The sequence below is a fragment of the Pullulanibacillus pueri genome (assembly GCF_014639255.1).
In the GTDB taxonomy this organism is placed as follows: domain Bacteria; phylum Bacillota; class Bacilli; order Bacillales; family Sporolactobacillaceae; genus Pullulanibacillus; species Pullulanibacillus pueri.
On record NZ_BMFV01000039.1, the window covers coordinates 1 to 17,611 of the forward strand.

Consider the following 17,611-nt stretch of genomic DNA (forward strand, 5'->3'; position numbering starts at 1 on the left):
GATCCACTTGGGAAACCCATTAATCCATTCCCAAGTTAGCTGAGGCCGTGCCCATGGAAAGCGAGCAACCTGAAGCTCAAATCCACACCATAAGCCTGCAGTAATCAACTATTATGCTAGCTCTTAGCTTAAGCGTTACGCCGGAATATCCTTCAACTCTTCACATTTAAATCCCTATAAAAAATGTTTTAACAGCTTATTTTAAATTATTTGCTAGACCTTAACATGTAAATAAGGCAAAAAAAGGCGATAATCCGGGGGTCATTTGCGGATTATCGCTTTTTTTAGATTGGCTTGTCCAAATTTCCTCGCTAAAAAGCTATTTTTGAATATCATTAATTTCTTCCGACAATTTTTTTAAATTAGGCTGAATATCTGTTTGCCAAGAGTCGACTAAGGTTTTGACTTCGTTTACTGTTGATTTGATCACAGGGATACTTTTTTGAGTAAAGTCCGTTAAGTTGTTTTTGACCGATAATGCAGTCTCCTTTAATTCTTTAACGGGTAATTGGATGTCATTGACTTGAGTTTTTAAGTCTTGGCGAAGTTCTTTACCTGGCTTTGGAGCGTTTAAAAGGACTGTAATACCTGCGGCAACACTTCCAACTGTAAACCCGAATATGTAGGATTTTAACTTGCCCATTAAATACACCTCACTTTTTTTCTTGTCAATATTATAAAACAATTTGCATAAGTTATCATTAATAGTGCGTGATTCAATAAGTCAGTGTTGAGAGAAAGTTTTTTCTCCGTTCCATTCGCACGTTAGAGGTGGAGCTATAACCTCTTATAGGGGGCGTCCATATGTTTATATTAATTGCGCTCTTCATTATTATTGGTCTCTGTTTACTTGCTCATACGGCATTGGGATTAAGTAAACAAAGAAATTATAGTTTTAAGAATGCAGCGCTTAAAAAGCAGCAGAATACTCTAGTGCTATTGGGAATAGTCGGAGTCTTATGCCTACTGTTTGCTTTTCTTCTGATATAACCAGAGCCATATGAAAAACGCGGGATGACCCGCGTTTTTTAGTCTAAATTTCTTGTGCGATAGAAGCTGCAATTTTTTGCAGATCTTCAGGTGTATAATCCTCTTGGTGTGGGTGCCATATGGGTTTATAGCCATCCTCTTTGCCATAACGTGGAATAATATGTACATGATAATGGAAGACGGTTTGCTCGGCTTCTTTACCATTGTTATTCATCAGATTTAAGCCTAAAGGCTGGAAGGCATCGCGGACAGCCCGGGCGATTTTGGGCACAACGGAAAAGAGTTTAGCGGCTGTTTCTTCTTGAAGCTCAAAAATATTTGCTTGATGGTCCTTTGGGATGACTAAAGTATGGCCTTTAGTGACTTGACTAAGATCAAGAAATGCATAGACATCGTCATTTTCAAAGACCTTAGCAGATGGCACTTCGCCATTAATTATTTTACAAAAAATACAATTTTGATCATGAGCCATTCTTAATTTTCCCTTCATATTGATTTTTTTACTATTTTATCACAAAATGATGGGACAAGCTGAGAATAGCAATCGTATTGTTGCCCATCTAGCGATTATTTGAGAAAATAGAAGGAATTGATGGGACGGAGGTATAAGTTAATGGCTGAGATATTACAGGTAGAGCATTTAAGTGGTGGCTATTCCAATCAAAAGCATGTTCTTCATGATCTTTCTTTTCATGTGAAGAAAGGAGAGCTTGTTGGACTTGTAGGGTTAAATGGAGCAGGGAAAAGTACAACCATTAAGCATATCTTAGGTCTTATGGAAGCTCTCACTGGCACTATTAAGGTGGATGGGCTCACAATACAAGAGGATAAAACAGCTTATCGATCGAAACTAGCGTATATCCCAGAAACGCCAAATCTTTATGAACAACTCACTTTACGAGAGCACTTAGAAATGTCTGCAATGGCTTATGGGGTGGACAAGGCAGCTTTTGAAAGCCGGATGCCGCAGTTACTTTCATTATTTCGAATGGAGAATCGTCTTGACTGGTTCCCCGGTCATTTTTCGAAAGGGATGAAACAAAAGGTGATGATCATGTGTGCCTTTCTCGTTCATCCAGAGCTTTATGTTGTTGATGAGCCCTTTGTGGGACTCGATCCAATTGGTATCCAGGCTTTTCTCGATTTAATGATTGAGATGAAACAAAAGGGAGCTGGAATTTTAATGTCCACGCACATCCTTTCAACAGCAGAACAATATTGTGATCGTTTTATTCTCCTTCACGAAGGGAAAATTGCCATGCAAGGCACTATGGATGAATTAAGAGAAAGCGTTAATGATCCACAGGTCTCCTTGCACGATATCTATGTTTCAGTAGCAAAGGGTGAAAAACCTTGGGAAAAATAGAAGCATTGTGGTCACAAAGGCTAAGAGAGCATTGGGATATGACGAGTCGTTATTTGCGACTCCTGTCTAATAGCGGGTTTATGTTTTCTCTTTATATTCTCATCGTCGGTGGGGGCTATTTTTATCAGCAGTGGGTTAAGGGACTACCTGAAACCTTTCCAACAGAGTGGATACTTCTGCTTTTATTTGGCTTTTTTATTGTAAGAAGTCCTGTTCGTACATTGCTGCGATCTGCAGATCTAGTGTTTTTGCTGCCCTTAGAGGAAAAGCTTGAGGACTATTTTAAGAAAGCCATTCGATATAGCTATATCATGCAGTGTATTCCTCTTTTATTTCTGTGGGCGATTGCGATGCCCCTTTATTTACATACTGTTGATCATCGGATCGGTGCCTATGTATTAGTACTGATCGTGCTTTTCATCCTAAAGGCTTGGAATTTGTTCTGCTCTTGGGCAGAGACTTTTGTCTTTGCATCTTTTAAATATAAAGGGTTACGTGGGGTATTCTCCTTTGTTTTTATCTACCTCTTGTTGGCGGAGGCACCATGGTACTTTCTCGTCATCCTTATTGCCTTAGCTTTAGTCCTTACGCTTTTTGTTTATAACCCTCTGCAGAGACAGCATCTGATGAAATGGGACGTTCTCTTAGATATTGAAATGAGACAAGCGGCGAACTTTGACCGTTTTGCAAATTTGATTACGGATGTCCCGCATATGCAAAATCGTATTAAGCCACGCAACTATTTAAAAGCCGTGACAGAGATATTTGCTTACAGCCCTAAGGCGACGTTTAAGAAATATTTTAGTAAAACGTTTTTGCGTTCAGGAGATTATTTTGGGATCTATGTACGCCTCCTTGTTATAGGTGGGATTGTGATTTGGATGGCGGGTGGAGACCTTTCCTCTGTCATTATCGCGGTTGTTACTGTTTATCTGACGGCCATGCAACTGCTTCCATTGTGGAATGCAGGTGCGATAGAAGGCCCAGGTTTGTTATTCCCTATTCCGAATAAAGTTCGAGAGCGTAATTTTTTATCAGTGTTGATGCTTTTACTTGTGAGTGAAGCGATTGTGCTAGGCATCATTGCGCTTGTTGTAGGGATTTCAGTAATCTTTGCTTTACTCACCGCTGGAGCAGGGATTGTCTTTGCATTCTTATTTACTTATGGCTATGCTAGCCGAAAGATTCGTCGTTCCTCTTTAGAGTTGTAAAATGAAACACCCTGAACCACTAGAGAGTGGAACAGGGTGTTTTTGCTGGTTTAGCTGAGACGATGATCATTAAGCATTCTTTCGGTAATTTCTTTATGTTTGGTCTCGTCAGCAATCATGTCTTCTAATTTCACAACGAGATCAATCAGCCCGAGTTCATCTGCTTGTTTTCTTCTCTTTTTATAGCGTTCAATGGTGTCGCTTTCGGATTTATGGACTTCTTCGAGCATGCGCTTTGCATCGGTAGTGTAGACCACTTCTGCGGGTTTTGTGGTGGGGTTGCCACCCAGTGTTGCAATTTTTTCTGACAGATAAGAAGCGTGCCCTTGCTCATCAGGGATTTCATCCTCAAAAAAAGGCTTTAGGACTTGATAGTGCATACCCGATACAGTCGCTGCATAGGTTGTGTATTGAATGACGGCTCCGTATTCATTAGCAAGATCTTCGTTTAATCCATCAATTAGAGCTTTCATTTTTTCATCCATGTCATTCATCCTTTCATAATAATGCTTTACTACATATATTTCCCGCATTGTCCAAAGGTAAACCTCTGATGTTTCTTCTAAAGATGAAAAGACGTTTGTTATATTAAAAACATGGCAACGATTGTTGTCACAACTAAGCCAATAATAACAGGGATAAGGTTTCTACGCGCTAACTCAAAGGCATCGACATTACATATGGCTGCGACGGGGATTAACGCCCAAGGGACTAATGTTCCTCCGCCGACCCATATGGCCGCGACCTGGCCGAGAGCCGTTAATGTTGCAATCCCGCTTCCTATGGCCGCTGAGAAGAGATGGGCAATGGAACCCGCTAAGGATATTCCAGAAAATCCAGAACCGTCAAGACCTGTGATCGCACCGACCACTGTAAGGGTACTGGCGGCGACTTCTTTGTTTAATGGCATAGAATGGGCTAGCGCATTGCCTAAATCATTGACGATACCTGCTGAGTGGGCAGGGAGGACATCCCCAAAAACAGAAGAGAATCCGGCATCTCCCATATAAAAGAAAGCTGCAATTGGAATCACAGGTCCGAAGACTTTGAATCCAAACTGAAAGCCTTCGACTAAATAGGAAGTAATCTTTTCTAAGCCTTTATTTTTATGGGCCACAAGTGAGATAGCCATAAGAATAAAGATGACGGTTCCTCCAACGAGTGCGGTTGCTGCGTCCCCTTGTAAGTTAAAAGCAATCATCCCGACCACATCTAAGATTAGGAGAATAGGGACTAATAGGGCAAAAAAGGTTCGTGTTTTAGGAGAAAGCGTGAAATTCTGATTTTGCTCTGATGTATCACTGTTTATTTTTTGCAATTCTTGGGAGGTCACCTTTAACTTTCCTTTTTTCATGTCACGTAACATGAGGAAAAAGGAGGTCAGAATAGTCACACCTCCCATGACAATTACAAGTGGGATACTGGCAGAGAGCACATCGCCTACAGGAATACCGGCTGCATCCGCTGTGAGCTTAGGTGCTCCTTGAATCACATAGTCCCCTGAGAGTGCCACCCCATGACCAAACAAGTTCATAGCCATGGCGGCTCCTAATGCAGGAAGACCTACTCTTAAGGCTACAGGAAGCAAAACAACACCTAATAAGGCGACGGCAGGAGAGGGCCAGAAGAACCACGAAACAATCATCATGACAAGCCCAATGACCCAAAAGGCTAAAGCGGGCGTGCGGATAAACTTTGTAAAAGGTTTAATCATATAATCATTAATCCCCGTCTTCGTGAGTACATGACTCAGAGCGACGATGACTGAGATAACAAGAATAGTTCCTAGTAATTGAGTGATGGCATAAACAAGGCTATTGAAAATGCCTCCTATAGCCGTTGTGAAGGAAGAAGTGGCTACCCAGCCCATGATAAAAATACCGACAATACATATCAAAGTGATATCGCGCCTCAAGACCATGACACCAATAATGAGCACGATAAAAACAAGGTAGATCCAGTGGACAAGTGTTAAATCTACTCCCATAGTGAAACCTCCGTTTCATGGTGTGTGAGAATAGAATATGCGGGCGGATGTCTAGGTGTGAGTCAGCGTAAAATCAGACCTAAGACGGAGGCTATTCCCGACGCGGGGACATTTAAAAAATTTCAAAAACAGATTATAGTAAAGAAGGAATCGATGAAAGGGAAAAGAATTATAAACAGGAATAAGGTTTTTGAAAAAAGCTGGTTTTCTAAGGCGGGCCTATCAAGGCTTTTCTTTATAACGTCAGAATTTATAACTTAATGGATGACCTTATAAGTGCAACTTTGGCATTCGCCATTAAGGCTTGGCGGTAAGCCAAGTTTTCTTAAGACAGGATTCCAACATCTTAATTGATTGAGGGGATTTGACATGAAACGACAACTTTCATTCACTATTTCATTACCCAAAATAGTGACAGCGATTATTTTTATATATATTGGGGGCTGGCTTTTGCTCAGCACACTGGGATTAATGAGCGCCTCTATGAAGGACGCAATGATTATATTTATCCCTTATGCTCTTATTATTTGGGGACTTAGTCTATTGATTGCCCCATTTATCAGTGCAAAAAGTGAGTTTGGTGGCAACTGGCTGTTTGGCCTTTTCTTTTTAGCTTATGGTAGTGCAGTCCTTGGCGGGATGTATCACGTGTTTAATTTTGAATGGCAGGACGTTTGGAAGCTCTGGCCGCTTTTTATTGTATACGTTGGATTCATGATTGTGTTTGAAGGCAGCAAGAAAGGTCACAAGCATGCAAAAAAAATTGAAAAAATGAAAAGAAAAGAAATGAAACGCGGCCATGACGATTGGGCCGTAAAAAGCAAGGTATTAAGCGAAGAGATAAAAAATGAACTGAAGAATGAACTGGAAAAAGAGTTACGGGAAGTTAAACAAGAATGGGAAGCACCTATAGATGAAATAAAAGTAGTGGACAAAAGTGAAAGGCGTGCAGAACGAGAACGAAGACAAGCTGAACGTCAAGAGCGTCTCGCTAAATTTTCCCAGCAGGCTCCTATAAACAAGGATTCTATAGAGAACGACGACGCCATTGATTCAGAAAATAAGGAGAACCCTTCCTAAAACGAATGAATCATGGACCTGAGGTGATGACTTTATGAGAAGCGTTTCTTTTACAAATATATTTATGGCAGCCCTCTTCATTTTTATCGGTGTGTGGTTGCTTTTGGGGAATATGGGGCTTGTTTCAATGGGGCTAGGCGAATTATTAGGAACCTTTATTGCCTTTGTCATCTTTATTTATGGTTTATGGAATCTATTAAAGCCTTTATTGAGGGGAAGGGGACCTCACTGGTTTATCGGCTTATTCTGTACCGTTTATGGTGGGCTGCTCCTTGCAGATGATTTTAATATTGGTTCTCTTTCATTTCATTGGACTGACTTTTGGCGGTTGTGGCCGCTTGTTTTGATTTATATAGGGTTTGAGATTGTTGGACCCATTCGTTTTAAACGTTCTTATAACATGAACAGGAAAAATCATCGTTCTGACGAAGCTAATAAATATTGGAATCGTAAAGGCACCTCTGTATTTAATGTCGTGAAAGAATGTCATTTTAATGAGCCCAACTGGCCTGTTGAACCAATGAATTTACGGGGATTTGTGAGTGACTATGAATTTGATTTTACAAAGGCGTTTATTCCAGATAGAGAAACAGAGATTCAGATTTCAGGCTTTGTTGGTGACATTGATGTGGTGATACCGGAAGATGTTGCTTTCATGGTAAAGGGTGAAGCAAACATTGTCGATGTCAATATTGGGGAAGAAGAACAGTCGGGTGTCGGCAGTAGGGATCTTTTCTATAAGACACAGGACTTTGATGAGGCCTCTCGAAGGATTGTTCTGGATGTCTCCTTTAAAATACTTGATTTAAATATCGATAGAGTATGAGGAGGCAGGACTTTGTTATCTTTTAAATTCATTAAACATTATAGCCTTTTTGCAGCTTTGTCAGGCATTATTGTTTTTGCAGTCTTAGAGTCACAGGGCGTCCTGATTTTCAAGGCACTCCTCTTCATGATCTTAACCTTTATTGTCATCTTCCTTCTCGGATTATATTTAGGATTTAAGACACAGCAGAATGATAAGCATCGCTTGAGTGCTATCGCCTCCTTCATCCGTGTCTTATCGAATGGAAAGCTTTCTGATAGGATACAAGTCTCAGAATCCGGGGAACTGGCCTCTATAGAACGATCATTAAATCAATTGGCTGATCGCTATGAACAACAAGTCCAAAATCTTCAAAGATTAGCAGATGAAAAGGCGGAATTGGCAGAGCAGGCGAAAAGCGCAGCGACGATAGAAGAACGTCAGCGCCTAGCACGGGATTTACATGATGCTGTCAGTCAACAGCTTTTTGCCTTAAATATGTTGGCCTCAGCTGCCAAAAAGGCAGTGGTAAAAAAACCGGAGATGGCCGAGCAACAAATTGCTGAAATCGCTGAAATTGCCTTAAAGGCTCAAGGGGAAATGCGGGCTTTATTATTACATTTACGTCCTGTTCATTTGTCAGAGGATTCCCTCCAAGAAGGTATGGAAAAGCTGATCTATGAGTTAGGGGCAAAAACAAACATTCAATTTGAAACAGAAATTCATATAATAAAAGGGTTATCCAAAGGTGTAGAAGATCATCTCTTTCGGCTTTTACAAGAAGCCCTTTCCAATGCTCTCCGGCATTCTCAGGCTTCTGTCATTAAGTTAGAGCTCACGCAAACGAGTCAAGCAGTGGTAATGAAGGTTCACGATAATGGTAAAGGCTTTGATCTTACAGAAGATAAAAAGACATCCTATGGATTGAAAACGATGCGTGAGCGTTGTGAAGAGTTGGGCGGAAAGCTCACCCTTACATCGCGTCCGAACGAAGGCACGTTTGTTGACATACGAATACCGTTAAAAAGTGGTGGGGGGAATAGTCAGTGAGTCAAGACACGATTAAAGTATTAATTATTGATGATCATGATATGGTGCGAAGGGGACTAAGAGCCTACTTGGAAATTGAGGATGGGATCGATGTCGTCGGCGAAGCAACTGATGGTTCAGAGGCGCTTTCAGCTGTGATGACCCATCAGCCCGATGTTATCATGATGGATTTAATTATGGAAAAAGTCGGAGGAATCGATGCCACACGTGAAGTGCTGGCCAAATTTCCACATATAAAGGTGATTGTGCTCACAAGTTTTTATGATGACGAAAAAATTTTTCCGGCATTAGAGGCAGGAGCCACAAGTTACTTACTTAAAACGGCTTCAGCTGAGGATATTGTTGAAGCCATTTACAAGGCCTATAAAGGGGACTCTGTTATCGATGCTAAAGTCGCTGGGAAAATGGTCAATCGTTTCCAGCATAAACCTTCGAGGCACGAAGAGTTGACAAGTAGAGAGCACGAGGTCCTTGTATTAATAGGAAAAGGAAAAACCAATGCAGAAATTGCAGAGGAGCTCTTTATCGGGATTAAAACAGTTAAAACCCATGTCAGTAATATTTTGAGTAAACTTGGTGTTTCAGACCGTACGCAAGCCGCAATCTATGCCCACCAGCATCATATTGTGTAAATAGCTTTTACCGAGCTTACTATAAATTTTTATGATTTGCACAAAAAATAATCATGGCTTAAGTTAGTGAAAGGAGGAGTGGCATGGGTCTTTCACGTGTCATTGTTACCCTTGTTCGATCATGCGTTAGTATGTTTAAGGTTATAGACGTCCATGAATCGATACACATTCCTATGAAGATAATTAAAAATATAGATATTCTGGCATCCTCTCATGACATTTTTTTAGAACCGATAGAAAGTGAAGACATGCTAGTCGAGTTACAAGGACGAGCGACGAAGAATGTGGCTACGGCCTGGAGTATTCAGCACCAGGTGAGTCACCAAAGCTTAAATGTCTCGTTGAAAAGGGAAAAAAACAGCTCGTCTACGTTGGGGTTCTCCATGTTTAATGTAAGGTTAAAGGTTGGGATTCCTCGCCAATATTATGACTCACTCAAAGTCAAAACGTCATCAGGCGGGATTCATTTAAATGATATAGCTGCTAATGCTATCTATTTGACGGCTTCTTCGGGTAGTATTGTTTCAAAAAACAGTGTTTCAGGCACTATTTATAGTATTGAAACATCAAGTGGAAGTATTCGATCGTTCAACAATCAAGCACAAGCCTTTGAAATCCGTGCCAATAGTGGAAGTGTAAAAATTGAAGATCAAGTGGCTGATCAAAGTACCCTCAGGACTTCTTCTGGGAGTATTGTTGCCCGAAACCTTCAAGGGGATGTCACCGCTACGGCTTCATCAGGGAGTATTCGTTGTGATGACATAGAATTATCAGGTGATTGGCGGTTAAAAACTTCAAGTGGTAGTATGACAATGCACTTGATTCAGCCCGTCTCTCTTGAACTTATATTTAAAGGTGGGTCAGGTTCAGGATCAGTTGGGCTTAGGGGAATGACATTTACAGAGAAATCAGCGCATCGCATCACTGGGCAACTAGGCGCAGGTGAGTATAAAATCGAGGCTAGAGCCAATTCTGGAAGCTTCAAAATAACTGAATGAGGATATAATACTTAATGAATCCGAGCAATGCTCGGAGTTTTTTTATCATTGAAGTCGTTTTCCTGAAAAGGTGCTGCTCCCTTGGCGGACGTAGCTTATCTACCATTTTCCTCGGAATAGCTCAATAGCCACAAAAGCTGGGAATGGAGTCTGCCAGTAAGAAAAGCGGGTATAACATGCCGTTGTAGGATAAGAGTTGTTGAAATTCGCCACAAAATCGCCCTCTTATTTCATGAAGTTGTTAAAAAAGTCACGTGTATTTCTTTTTAGAAGTGTTAGGATAGTAAACGGTGACAACTTTGTAAACAGTGGCGTTAAAAAATGCCTCATAGTGAAGCAATATTATTCTGATTCTTATTTAATACATGTTACAATGTAAAGGGATTGAATGGTGATATTCTACCATTTTAATGACTATAGAACGTCTTCCCCGTAAACACTAACGGTAACTGAAGTGGATAAAACAACTTATAAAATGATCTAGGATGAAATGTAGAGAGGGTGTCCGTTTTTGGGGCAAAAGCCATTTAATGACACGTTTTTAAAAGCATGTCGTAGAGAAGAAGTGCCATATACTCCAGTGTGGTATATGCGTCAAGCAGGCAGATATCAGCCAGAGTATCGAGAAATTCGTAAGCAGTATTCCTTCTTTGAAATTAATGATAACCCGGAAGTCTGTGCTAAGGTGACTCGGCTCCCAGTAGAACAATTGGGCGTGGATGCGGCTATTTTGTTTGCTGACATTATGACACCGTTAAAGCCAATAGGTGTGGATGTCGATATTGTTCCTGGAAAAGGGCCAATGATAGGTAATCCCATTAGAACTGTGGCCGATGTGAATCGACTAAGAGCGATAGCACCACAGCGCGATTTGCCTTTTATAGGGGACACTATTCAGTTATTAAGAGAGCAATTATCTGTTCCACTTATTGGGTTTGCCGGTGCCCCCTTTACATTATCAAGTTACTTGATTGAAGGTGGACCGTCCAAAGATTATCACAAGACAAAAGGGTTTATGTATGCTTATCCCGAGGAATGGCAAGCCCTTATGGACAAGCTTGCTGATGTGACGATTGATTATTTAACTTATCAAATCGCCTCTGGCGCTCAAGCGGTACAAGTCTTTGATTCTTGGATCGGCTCAGTAGGGGCTGATGATTACGAAGCGTACATTGCGCCAACGATGGAGAAAATTTTCACGGCATTAAAGGCCACAGGGGTTCCAACCATTTACTTTGGGAGCGGGGCCGCACATCTATTACCCATTTGGAATCATCTTCCTGTCGATGTTCTTTCTATAGACTGGCGGATTGATATTCAAGCTGCACGCGCTCTAGGGATTGAGAAAGCACTACAAGGAAATTTAGATCCTTCAACTTTACTCGCACCGTGGGAATTTCTTGAAAAGAAGGCGAAGGCTATTCTCGATCAAGGCATGGCGCAGCCTGGCTACATATTCAATCTTGGACATGGTGTATTCCCGGAAGCAAATGTGAGCCAATTACAGAGGTTAACAAAGTTTATACATGATTATACTAAAAAATAAATGAGGTGTAGGAAATGGCACGAAAGAAAATGGGATTATTAGTGATGGCGTATGGCACGCCCTATAAACCAGAAGATATAGAAGCCTATTATACAGATATCCGACACGGGAGACGTCCTTCCGATGAGCAACTTGAAGATTTAAAAAGCCGCTATGAGGCTATTGGAGGTGTTTCTCCGCTTGCCCGAATTACGAATGAGCAAAAGGATGCTCTAGAGGCTAAATTAAACGAGACGCAAGACGAAATTGAATTCAAAGCTTATCTTGGTCTTAAACATATCCATCCTTTTATTGAGGATGGTGTTGAAGCGATGCATAATGATGGCATTAAAGAGGCTGTAGCCATTGTCCTCGCTCCCCATTATTCTACTTTCAGTGTGAAGTCTTATACGGAAAGAGCGCAAAAGAAAGCTGAAGAGTTAGGCGGACTGACCATTATCCCGATTGAAAGCTGGTACAAAGAACCAGGCTTTATTAATATGTGGGCCAACAAAATTAAGGCTACTTTTGCCCAAATTCCAGAAGCTGAACATGAGAAGACGGTTGTCGTGATCTCGGCACATAGCTTACCTGAGAAGATTTTAAAAAATGGTGATCCTTATCCTGACCAATTACATGAAACAGCTGAACTCGTAGCTGAAGCAGCGGGAATCAAGCACTATGCCCTTGGATGGCAGAGTGAAGGCAATACACCGGATCCATGGTTAGGACCTGACGTTCAAGATTTGACACGTGATTTGTTCCAACATGATGGCTTTACTTCATTCATTTATTGTCCTGTTGGTTTTGTGGCAGAGCATCTTGAAGTGCTTTATGACAATGACTATGAATGTCGGGTTGTTTGTGAAGAACTTGGCGCTCACTATCACCGTCCTCCAATGCCTAATGCTGAACCTGCCTTTATTGAGCTTTTAACAACAGTGGTACTACAAGCTGTTAAAGAAAAAGCGACGGTAAGATAATGATGAACGTTGCTATTGTGGGTGGAGGAATCACCGGTTTATCCAGTGCGTTTCATGTGTATAGACTGGCGCAGGAAAAGGGCCAAAAGGTTAAGATTACTTTACTCGAAGCCACCAATAGGGTGGGGGGAAAAGTGCAAACGGAAAAGCGCGAGGGTTTCGTTATCGAGCGCGGTCCTGATTCCTTTTTAAAACGTAAGCCAGAAGGCTTGGAGTTAGTCGATTTACTTGGACTGAGTGACCAATTAATCGAAAACCAAACAGGAAGATCCTACATTTTAAAAGATGATGCATTACACCCGATTCCTGAAGGGTCCGTTATGGGAGTACCGACGCGGATTCGGACGCTCCTTCAATCCGACCTATTATCAATGGATGGGAAAGTGCGTGTGTTGAATGACTTCTTTATCCCTAAGCTTCCAGACTTCGAGGATATGTCGGTAGGTGAGTTCTTCAAGCAACGCCTTGGCGTTGAAGTTGTGGATCACATTATCAGTCCACTTCTTTCAGGCATCTATGCTGGGGATATTTATAAGTTAAGCTTGAAAATTGCCCTTCCCCAATTTATTGAAATTGAGAAGAAGTATGGGAGTCTCATCAAGGGTTTAAGTCAAACAACGCCTAAGAAAAAGACTAGCCAATTTGCAACGCTTACTGGTGGGCTGTCTGACTTTATTGAAGCATTGAAGAAAAGCCTTGAACACTCAGGCGTTGACATTCAAACGGGTGTAAGTGTCGCGGCTATTGAGAAGGAAGCGAACAGTTATGAACTTTTACTCTCAACGGGTCAAAGACTTGCGGCAGATCAGGTGATTTTGGCAGTGCCTCATCGCGTTACTGAAAAACTTTTAACTCAAGCTAGTTATCTTCATCGTGAGGATGCCGCACCGGATACATCGGTAGCCACAATTGCAATGGTCTTTAATCAAGACGATGTGAGAATGGATAAAGAGGGAACAGGATTTGTGGTGTCACGTTTGGAAGACAAGGCAATTACAGCCTCCACTTGGACCCATATGAAATGGGGACATGCGGCACCAAAGGGTAAAGCAATCATTCGTTGCTATGTTGGTAAAGCGGGTGACGATGATATTATTAACCAATCAGACGAGACCCTGACAAAGATTGCTTTGGATAACCTCAGTGGTATCGTTTCGATAAAAGCTGATCCTGATTTTGCTATTGTGAGCCGTTGGCCATTAGCGATGCCACAATATCCTGTGGGACACAGCAAATGGCTTGAAGACGTAAGAGCTAAGCTTGCTGTAGATTATCCTCACGTATATCTTGCTGGGGCTTCTTACGATGGCGTAGGCCTACCGGATTGCATTAAGCAAGCCAAACAGCTAGCCGAGCAAATCATACAATGACGTGTTCCCGGTGAGTCGCGATTTGGCTCATCGGGTTTTAATATTAGGTCGTACTATGGAAAAGAGGAGGGGTGAGATGAAGCGATCACTCACACTACTTTTATGTCTACTTATACTCTTTTTGCTGTCGGGATGTTCATCGGGAAATACATCTAAAAAGGTTGATGAGGATTCGCTACAAAATCAAATTATTCTTAACATCCAAAAGAACGGTGGAAAGAAAATTGATTTTGAATCGGCGATGAGTGGATTTGAATGGGACAAAGTCTATATTTTCACTCCATACTCTACCTTAAAACAGATTAATAAGGCTGTAGGTTATGAATGGTTAACACATAAACAAGGGATTCAGTTTCGGGATGATATTAATCTCGTTGCGTTTGTTAAAGGAAACAAAGTTGTCTATTCTGTAGAGGTCCCTCGTAAATATGGTGATTTTAAAGTGAGCTCAGGAAAAGCCCTTGATAAATCTCAATCCGTGGTTAACATTCAACCCCCTACTAATAAATAAGGGAATTATTGATGTTTATATTCAAGCATTCTTTGGTGAAGCTCCTGACTGAGTGTTTCGGGGCTTCTTGAACCAATAAAATAAGTCCCATAGCGTGTCTTTAATTTGACAGCTTTTCTTCCTCGCATCGTATAGGCGGTCTCCCCTTTAAGATTAAAACGAATTCCCCAGCCGCCAAAGCGTTTTATCGGACTGTATTCCAGCACCTCGAGTTCGTCAATCTCTTCAAATCTAAACACTTTCGAACGCAAATGAAAAGGGCTGATGCGGACATAAAGCCCTTCTGCCTTGACTTGGGTCACCATTTTAATCGATAAGAAGCCAATAGGGATCACGAGACCAAAGAAAACTAATAGTGAGTTTGGCGCAGGAGTATCTCCAAACGATCGATTAAAGACGACTTGCTGAATAAACCCATACCAAAAGATGGCGCTGAGAAGCGTGACTGATAGTCCCGCCCATTTTGGCGGTCGTTGCACTTCCATATAGTCTTGAGCGTTTTTCATATTACCCCTTCCTTTTTTCTACAAAAAGTAAAATCAGTGTAGCAATGGGGCCGAGAAGAAGAGACAATAAAAACCAATTGATGCCCGTTCGATTTTTACCCTGAGCAAGCCCTGCATTAATTAAAGCCAGCGTCCCCCAACCGACGTAAAACTCGTGATTTCCAAAGGACATTGTTTAACCTCCTAAATTGATCAAGGTGTTAAAAAGGGTCTTTATGAACTATCCATACGAAGATAAAGGAAAGAAGTTTCATAGGTGTAAGAGTGAAGGAGTTTTGTATCCATATTCCCCCAAGCTGTTTTGCGGTTTATTGCTTTTTAAAATAGCAAGCTGAACAAGGGTAAAAGTGAGGGTTTGATTATCATCAATGGCAATGTTGCGAAATCCGACCATAGCTTTTCAACTTATAGATTATTATAGACAAAAAGGCGTATAATGGAAACCAAATAGGGATTGTAGGATGAAAACAAGGAGGGGTTAACATGAAATGGACAGTGGTCGGGTTTTGGGGTGGTCATCCTGAGGTAGGTGAAGCGACATCGGCCTATTTATTAGAGGAAGATGGATTCAAAGTTCTTGTTGATTGTGGCAGCGGCGTTTTGGCGCAGCTCCCTAAATATACGTCAATAGCCAGTCTTGACGCAGTGGTTCTTTCGCATTATCATCATGACCATATTGCAGATGTCGGTCCCTTGCAATTTGCTAAACATATTGAGAAGTACATAGGCACACCCAAAGGGTCCTTACCGATTTATGCTCATCAAATGGAGCCGGATAAATTTCGATCACTCACTTTCGATGATGCCACACATGGTGTTCCCTATAACATGGGTGAATCCATAGATATCGGACCTTTTACTTTTACGTTTATGCAGACCGCCCATCCTGTTCCTTGTGCTGCCATGCGAATCACAAGTGGCAAGCAAACGATTTGTTTTACCGCGGATACAAGTTTTATTCCAGAACTTGTTCCCTTTGCTAAGGATGTTGATTTACTCGTGGCTGAATGCAGTTTATATAAAGACATTGATGGTGAGCCGATGGGACATATGAACACATTAGATGTCGGACGTTTAGCTTCGGAAGCTAGGGCTAAGGAATTACTTTTAACACATTTGCCTCATTATGGTGAGCATGCGGATCTTATTGAACAAACTTGTTCCATTTATAAAGGAAAACTTTCTCTAGCAAAAAGCGGTTGGAACTGGGAAGGATAGGAGGCGGTTAAGATAGAAACGGATCGATTATTTTTTAGGAAGTATACAATGGAGGATGTTGACTTCTATGCATCCTTGTGGGGAAATTCTGAGGTCGTCCGATATATCGGAGCGGGAATACCGAAAACCCCTCCTGAAGCTAAGGCACATCTCCAGGAAAGAGTTCTCCCGCGTTATAAGAATGGTGTTGGGCTGTTTGCTATGGTGTACAAGCCTGAAAATAAGTTAATTGGCCATGCCGGGATTATTCCCCAAGAGGTGGAGGGCGACATTGAAATGGAGATCGGCTATTGGCTCATGCCAGAATATTGGGGGAAAGGCTTGGCAAAGGAAGCGGCGATGGCTTTTAGAGATTATGGCTTTAATGAGCTTGGCTTGGATCGTATGATATCCTTGATTAATCCTAATAATCCTGCTTCCATTTTCGTGGCGAGAAAAAACGGAATGCGCTATGAAAGAACCGTTCATTTCCTCACCAGTACAGCGCTAGTGTACGCCATACAAAAAGAAGAATTTCTAGAAATGAAACAATAGAAGCGAGAAAAAACAGACGGCTTAATGTTGCCTCTAAAATACAGATATTCCCCAGGAGAAAAGTCCTGGGGATATTTTATTGCCAAACCCATGTTAGCTGGCCAAATGCTGCAGAAACAATAAGAATGGAAACAGTAGCGAGCCATAGGAGCAACCCGTAGCTATAATCGCGCAAGTGGACTTTGGAATGGTAGTAGTAAGTACGATCCCTTGAGCCAGTAAAGCCTCTGGCCTCCATGGCAATGGCGACGCGTTCGGATTTACGAATCCCTTGGGTAAAAAGCGGAAGGGTGTAACGGACAAATGCCTCACGCTAATTTTTACCTTCAAACCCACGCACTCTATGAGCGAGTTTCATTTGGGTAAGCTCGGTTTGGAAAAGCGGTATAAAGCGAAAGCCAGCGAGCAGTCCATAAGCCCATTTAGGAGAAAGGTGACACTGATGAATGAGACTCATAATAAAAGTCGTGATATCTGTCGTTGAGGTAAAAAGCAAGCTGTATGTCACGAAGGCATACATTCTTAGAGCGATAAGTAGCCCATGTTTAATTCCTTCTTCAGTTATATGGAACCAGCCCCACTGCCACAATACGGTAGCGCCCTCCCCAAAAGCTGCAAGCATCCAAAAGACAAGCACGAAAAAGATGAAATACGGTAAAAGTCGTTTGTAGAGATAGGACGGTGTCCAACCACCAATGAACAGACCGACAATCAAGGCAAGCAGCCATAAAAATAAAGTGATGAGCGGGCTGGCAAGTGTCATGATAAGTATCATCAGCGTCAAATGGGTAAATAGTTTGAGTGTTGGATTAATCGTCGCTAAAAGCGATTGATTGCTTTTCATT

General features: G+C 41.6%; 20 protein-coding genes and 1 pseudogene. 14 read left to right on the plus strand and 7 right to left on the minus strand.

Annotated features, from left to right (window positions below):
- Positions 1-319 precede the first annotated feature (319 nt).
- Positions 320-643 carry a YtxH domain-containing protein gene (locus IEV91_RS18320; RefSeq protein ID WP_188498888.1) on the minus strand — a complete coding sequence of 108 codons (324 nt, stop codon included), beginning with the start codon at positions 641-643 and terminating at the stop codon, positions 320-322.
- A 161-nt stretch (positions 644-804) separates the two neighbouring features.
- On the opposite strand from IEV91_RS18320, the gene IEV91_RS18325 reads away from it, so the two are divergent.
- Positions 805-990 carry a hypothetical protein gene (locus tag IEV91_RS18325; RefSeq protein WP_188498889.1) on the plus strand — a complete coding sequence of 62 codons (186 nt, stop codon included), beginning with the start codon at positions 805-807 and terminating at the stop codon, positions 988-990.
- A 43-nt stretch (positions 991-1,033) separates the two neighbouring features.
- Here the strand turns inward: IEV91_RS18325 and IEV91_RS18330 are convergent, their stop codons facing one another.
- The gene (locus tag IEV91_RS18330; protein WP_188498890.1) at positions 1,034-1,462 is read right to left on the minus strand and encodes an HIT family protein; all 429 of its coding nucleotides are present in this window, start codon (positions 1,460-1,462) and stop codon (positions 1,034-1,036) included.
- Positions 1,463-1,603: 141 nt separating this feature from the next.
- Between IEV91_RS18330 and IEV91_RS18335 the strand changes: the two genes are divergently transcribed.
- Positions 1,604-2,356 carry an ABC transporter ATP-binding protein gene (locus IEV91_RS18335; RefSeq protein WP_188498891.1) on the plus strand — a complete coding sequence of 251 codons (753 nt, stop codon included), beginning with the start codon at positions 1,604-1,606 and terminating at the stop codon, positions 2,354-2,356.
- Positions 2,344-3,567, plus strand: coding sequence for an ABC transporter permease (locus tag IEV91_RS18340; protein ID WP_188498892.1), 1,224 nt, complete (start codon positions 2,344-2,346; stop codon positions 3,565-3,567). Before IEV91_RS18335 ends, IEV91_RS18340 begins: the two co-directional genes overlap by 13 nt.
- Positions 3,568-3,617: 50 nt before the next feature.
- Here the strand turns inward: IEV91_RS18340 and IEV91_RS18345 are convergent, their stop codons facing one another.
- Complete coding sequence (locus IEV91_RS18345) at positions 3,618-4,052, minus strand: ferritin-like domain-containing protein (protein WP_188498893.1); 435 nt, start codon at positions 4,050-4,052, stop codon at positions 3,618-3,620.
- Between the two features lie 98 nt (positions 4,053-4,150).
- On the minus strand, positions 4,151-5,554 hold the full coding sequence (locus tag IEV91_RS18350; RefSeq protein WP_188498894.1) for a hypothetical protein: 1,404 nt from the start codon (positions 5,552-5,554) through the stop codon (positions 4,151-4,153).
- A gap of 369 nt (positions 5,555-5,923) precedes the next feature.
- On the opposite strand from IEV91_RS18350, the gene IEV91_RS18355 reads away from it, so the two are divergent.
- The 9 genes from IEV91_RS18355 (at position 5,924) to IEV91_RS18395 (ending at position 14,508) form a co-directional block, all read left to right on the plus strand.
- A complete protein-coding gene (locus tag IEV91_RS18355) occupies positions 5,924-6,634 on the plus strand; it encodes a LiaF transmembrane domain-containing protein (RefSeq protein ID WP_188498895.1) in 711 nt (236 codons plus the stop codon).
- A gap of 34 nt (positions 6,635-6,668) precedes the next feature.
- On the plus strand, positions 6,669-7,460 hold the full coding sequence (gene liaF / locus IEV91_RS18360; RefSeq protein ID WP_188498896.1) for a cell wall-active antibiotics response protein LiaF: 792 nt from the start codon (positions 6,669-6,671) through the stop codon (positions 7,458-7,460).
- A 12-nt stretch (positions 7,461-7,472) separates the two neighbouring features.
- The gene (locus IEV91_RS18365) at positions 7,473-8,489 is read left to right on the plus strand and encodes a sensor histidine kinase (protein ID WP_188498897.1); all 1,017 of its coding nucleotides are present in this window, start codon (positions 7,473-7,475) and stop codon (positions 8,487-8,489) included.
- Positions 8,486-9,121, plus strand: coding sequence for a response regulator transcription factor (locus tag IEV91_RS18370; protein WP_268236413.1), 636 nt, complete (start codon positions 8,486-8,488; stop codon positions 9,119-9,121). Before IEV91_RS18365 ends, IEV91_RS18370 begins: the two co-directional genes overlap by 4 nt.
- Positions 9,122-9,204: 83 nt before the next feature.
- Complete coding sequence (locus tag IEV91_RS18375; RefSeq protein WP_188498898.1) at positions 9,205-10,119, plus strand: DUF4097 family beta strand repeat-containing protein; 915 nt, start codon at positions 9,205-9,207, stop codon at positions 10,117-10,119.
- A 511-nt stretch (positions 10,120-10,630) separates the two neighbouring features.
- On the plus strand, positions 10,631-11,665 hold the full coding sequence (gene hemE, locus IEV91_RS18380; protein ID WP_188498899.1) for a uroporphyrinogen decarboxylase: 1,035 nt from the start codon (positions 10,631-10,633) through the stop codon (positions 11,663-11,665).
- A 14-nt stretch (positions 11,666-11,679) separates the two neighbouring features.
- Positions 11,680-12,627 carry a ferrochelatase gene (hemH, locus tag IEV91_RS18385; RefSeq protein ID WP_188498900.1) on the plus strand — a complete coding sequence of 316 codons (948 nt, stop codon included), beginning with the start codon at positions 11,680-11,682 and terminating at the stop codon, positions 12,625-12,627.
- A complete protein-coding gene (gene hemY, locus IEV91_RS18390; protein ID WP_188498901.1) occupies positions 12,627-13,997 on the plus strand; it encodes a protoporphyrinogen oxidase in 1,371 nt (456 codons plus the stop codon). The genes hemH and hemY overlap by 1 nt, the downstream gene beginning before the upstream one ends.
- Positions 13,998-14,073: 76 nt before the next feature.
- Entirely contained in the window at positions 14,074-14,508 is a 435-nt protein-coding gene (locus IEV91_RS18395; protein WP_188498902.1) for a hypothetical protein, read from the plus strand.
- Between the two features lie 5 nt (positions 14,509-14,513).
- Here the strand turns inward: IEV91_RS18395 and IEV91_RS18400 are convergent, their stop codons facing one another.
- Positions 14,514-15,014, minus strand: a complete 501-nt coding sequence (locus IEV91_RS18400) for a hypothetical protein (protein WP_188498903.1) — start codon at positions 15,012-15,014, stop codon at positions 14,514-14,516.
- Position 15,015: 1 nt separating this feature from the next.
- Positions 15,016-15,186 carry a hypothetical protein gene (locus IEV91_RS18405; protein ID WP_188498904.1) on the minus strand — a complete coding sequence of 57 codons (171 nt, stop codon included), beginning with the start codon at positions 15,184-15,186 and terminating at the stop codon, positions 15,016-15,018.
- 311 nt (positions 15,187-15,497) lie between these two features.
- On the opposite strand from IEV91_RS18405, the gene IEV91_RS18410 reads away from it, so the two are divergent.
- Both IEV91_RS18410 and IEV91_RS18415 read left to right on the plus strand, forming a co-directional pair.
- Positions 15,498-16,232 carry an MBL fold metallo-hydrolase gene (locus IEV91_RS18410; protein WP_188498905.1) on the plus strand — a complete coding sequence of 245 codons (735 nt, stop codon included), beginning with the start codon at positions 15,498-15,500 and terminating at the stop codon, positions 16,230-16,232.
- A gap of 12 nt (positions 16,233-16,244) precedes the next feature.
- Positions 16,245-16,766 (plus strand): GNAT family N-acetyltransferase, encoded by a 522-nt coding sequence (locus tag IEV91_RS18415; RefSeq protein WP_268236414.1) that lies wholly within the window; start codon positions 16,245-16,247, stop codon positions 16,764-16,766.
- Positions 16,767-16,842: 76 nt separating this feature from the next.
- Here the strand turns inward: IEV91_RS18415 and IEV91_RS18420 are convergent.
- A pseudogene (locus IEV91_RS18420) lies at positions 16,843-17,610 on the minus strand (energy-coupling factor transporter transmembrane component T family protein).
- Position 17,611 lies beyond the last annotated feature (1 nt).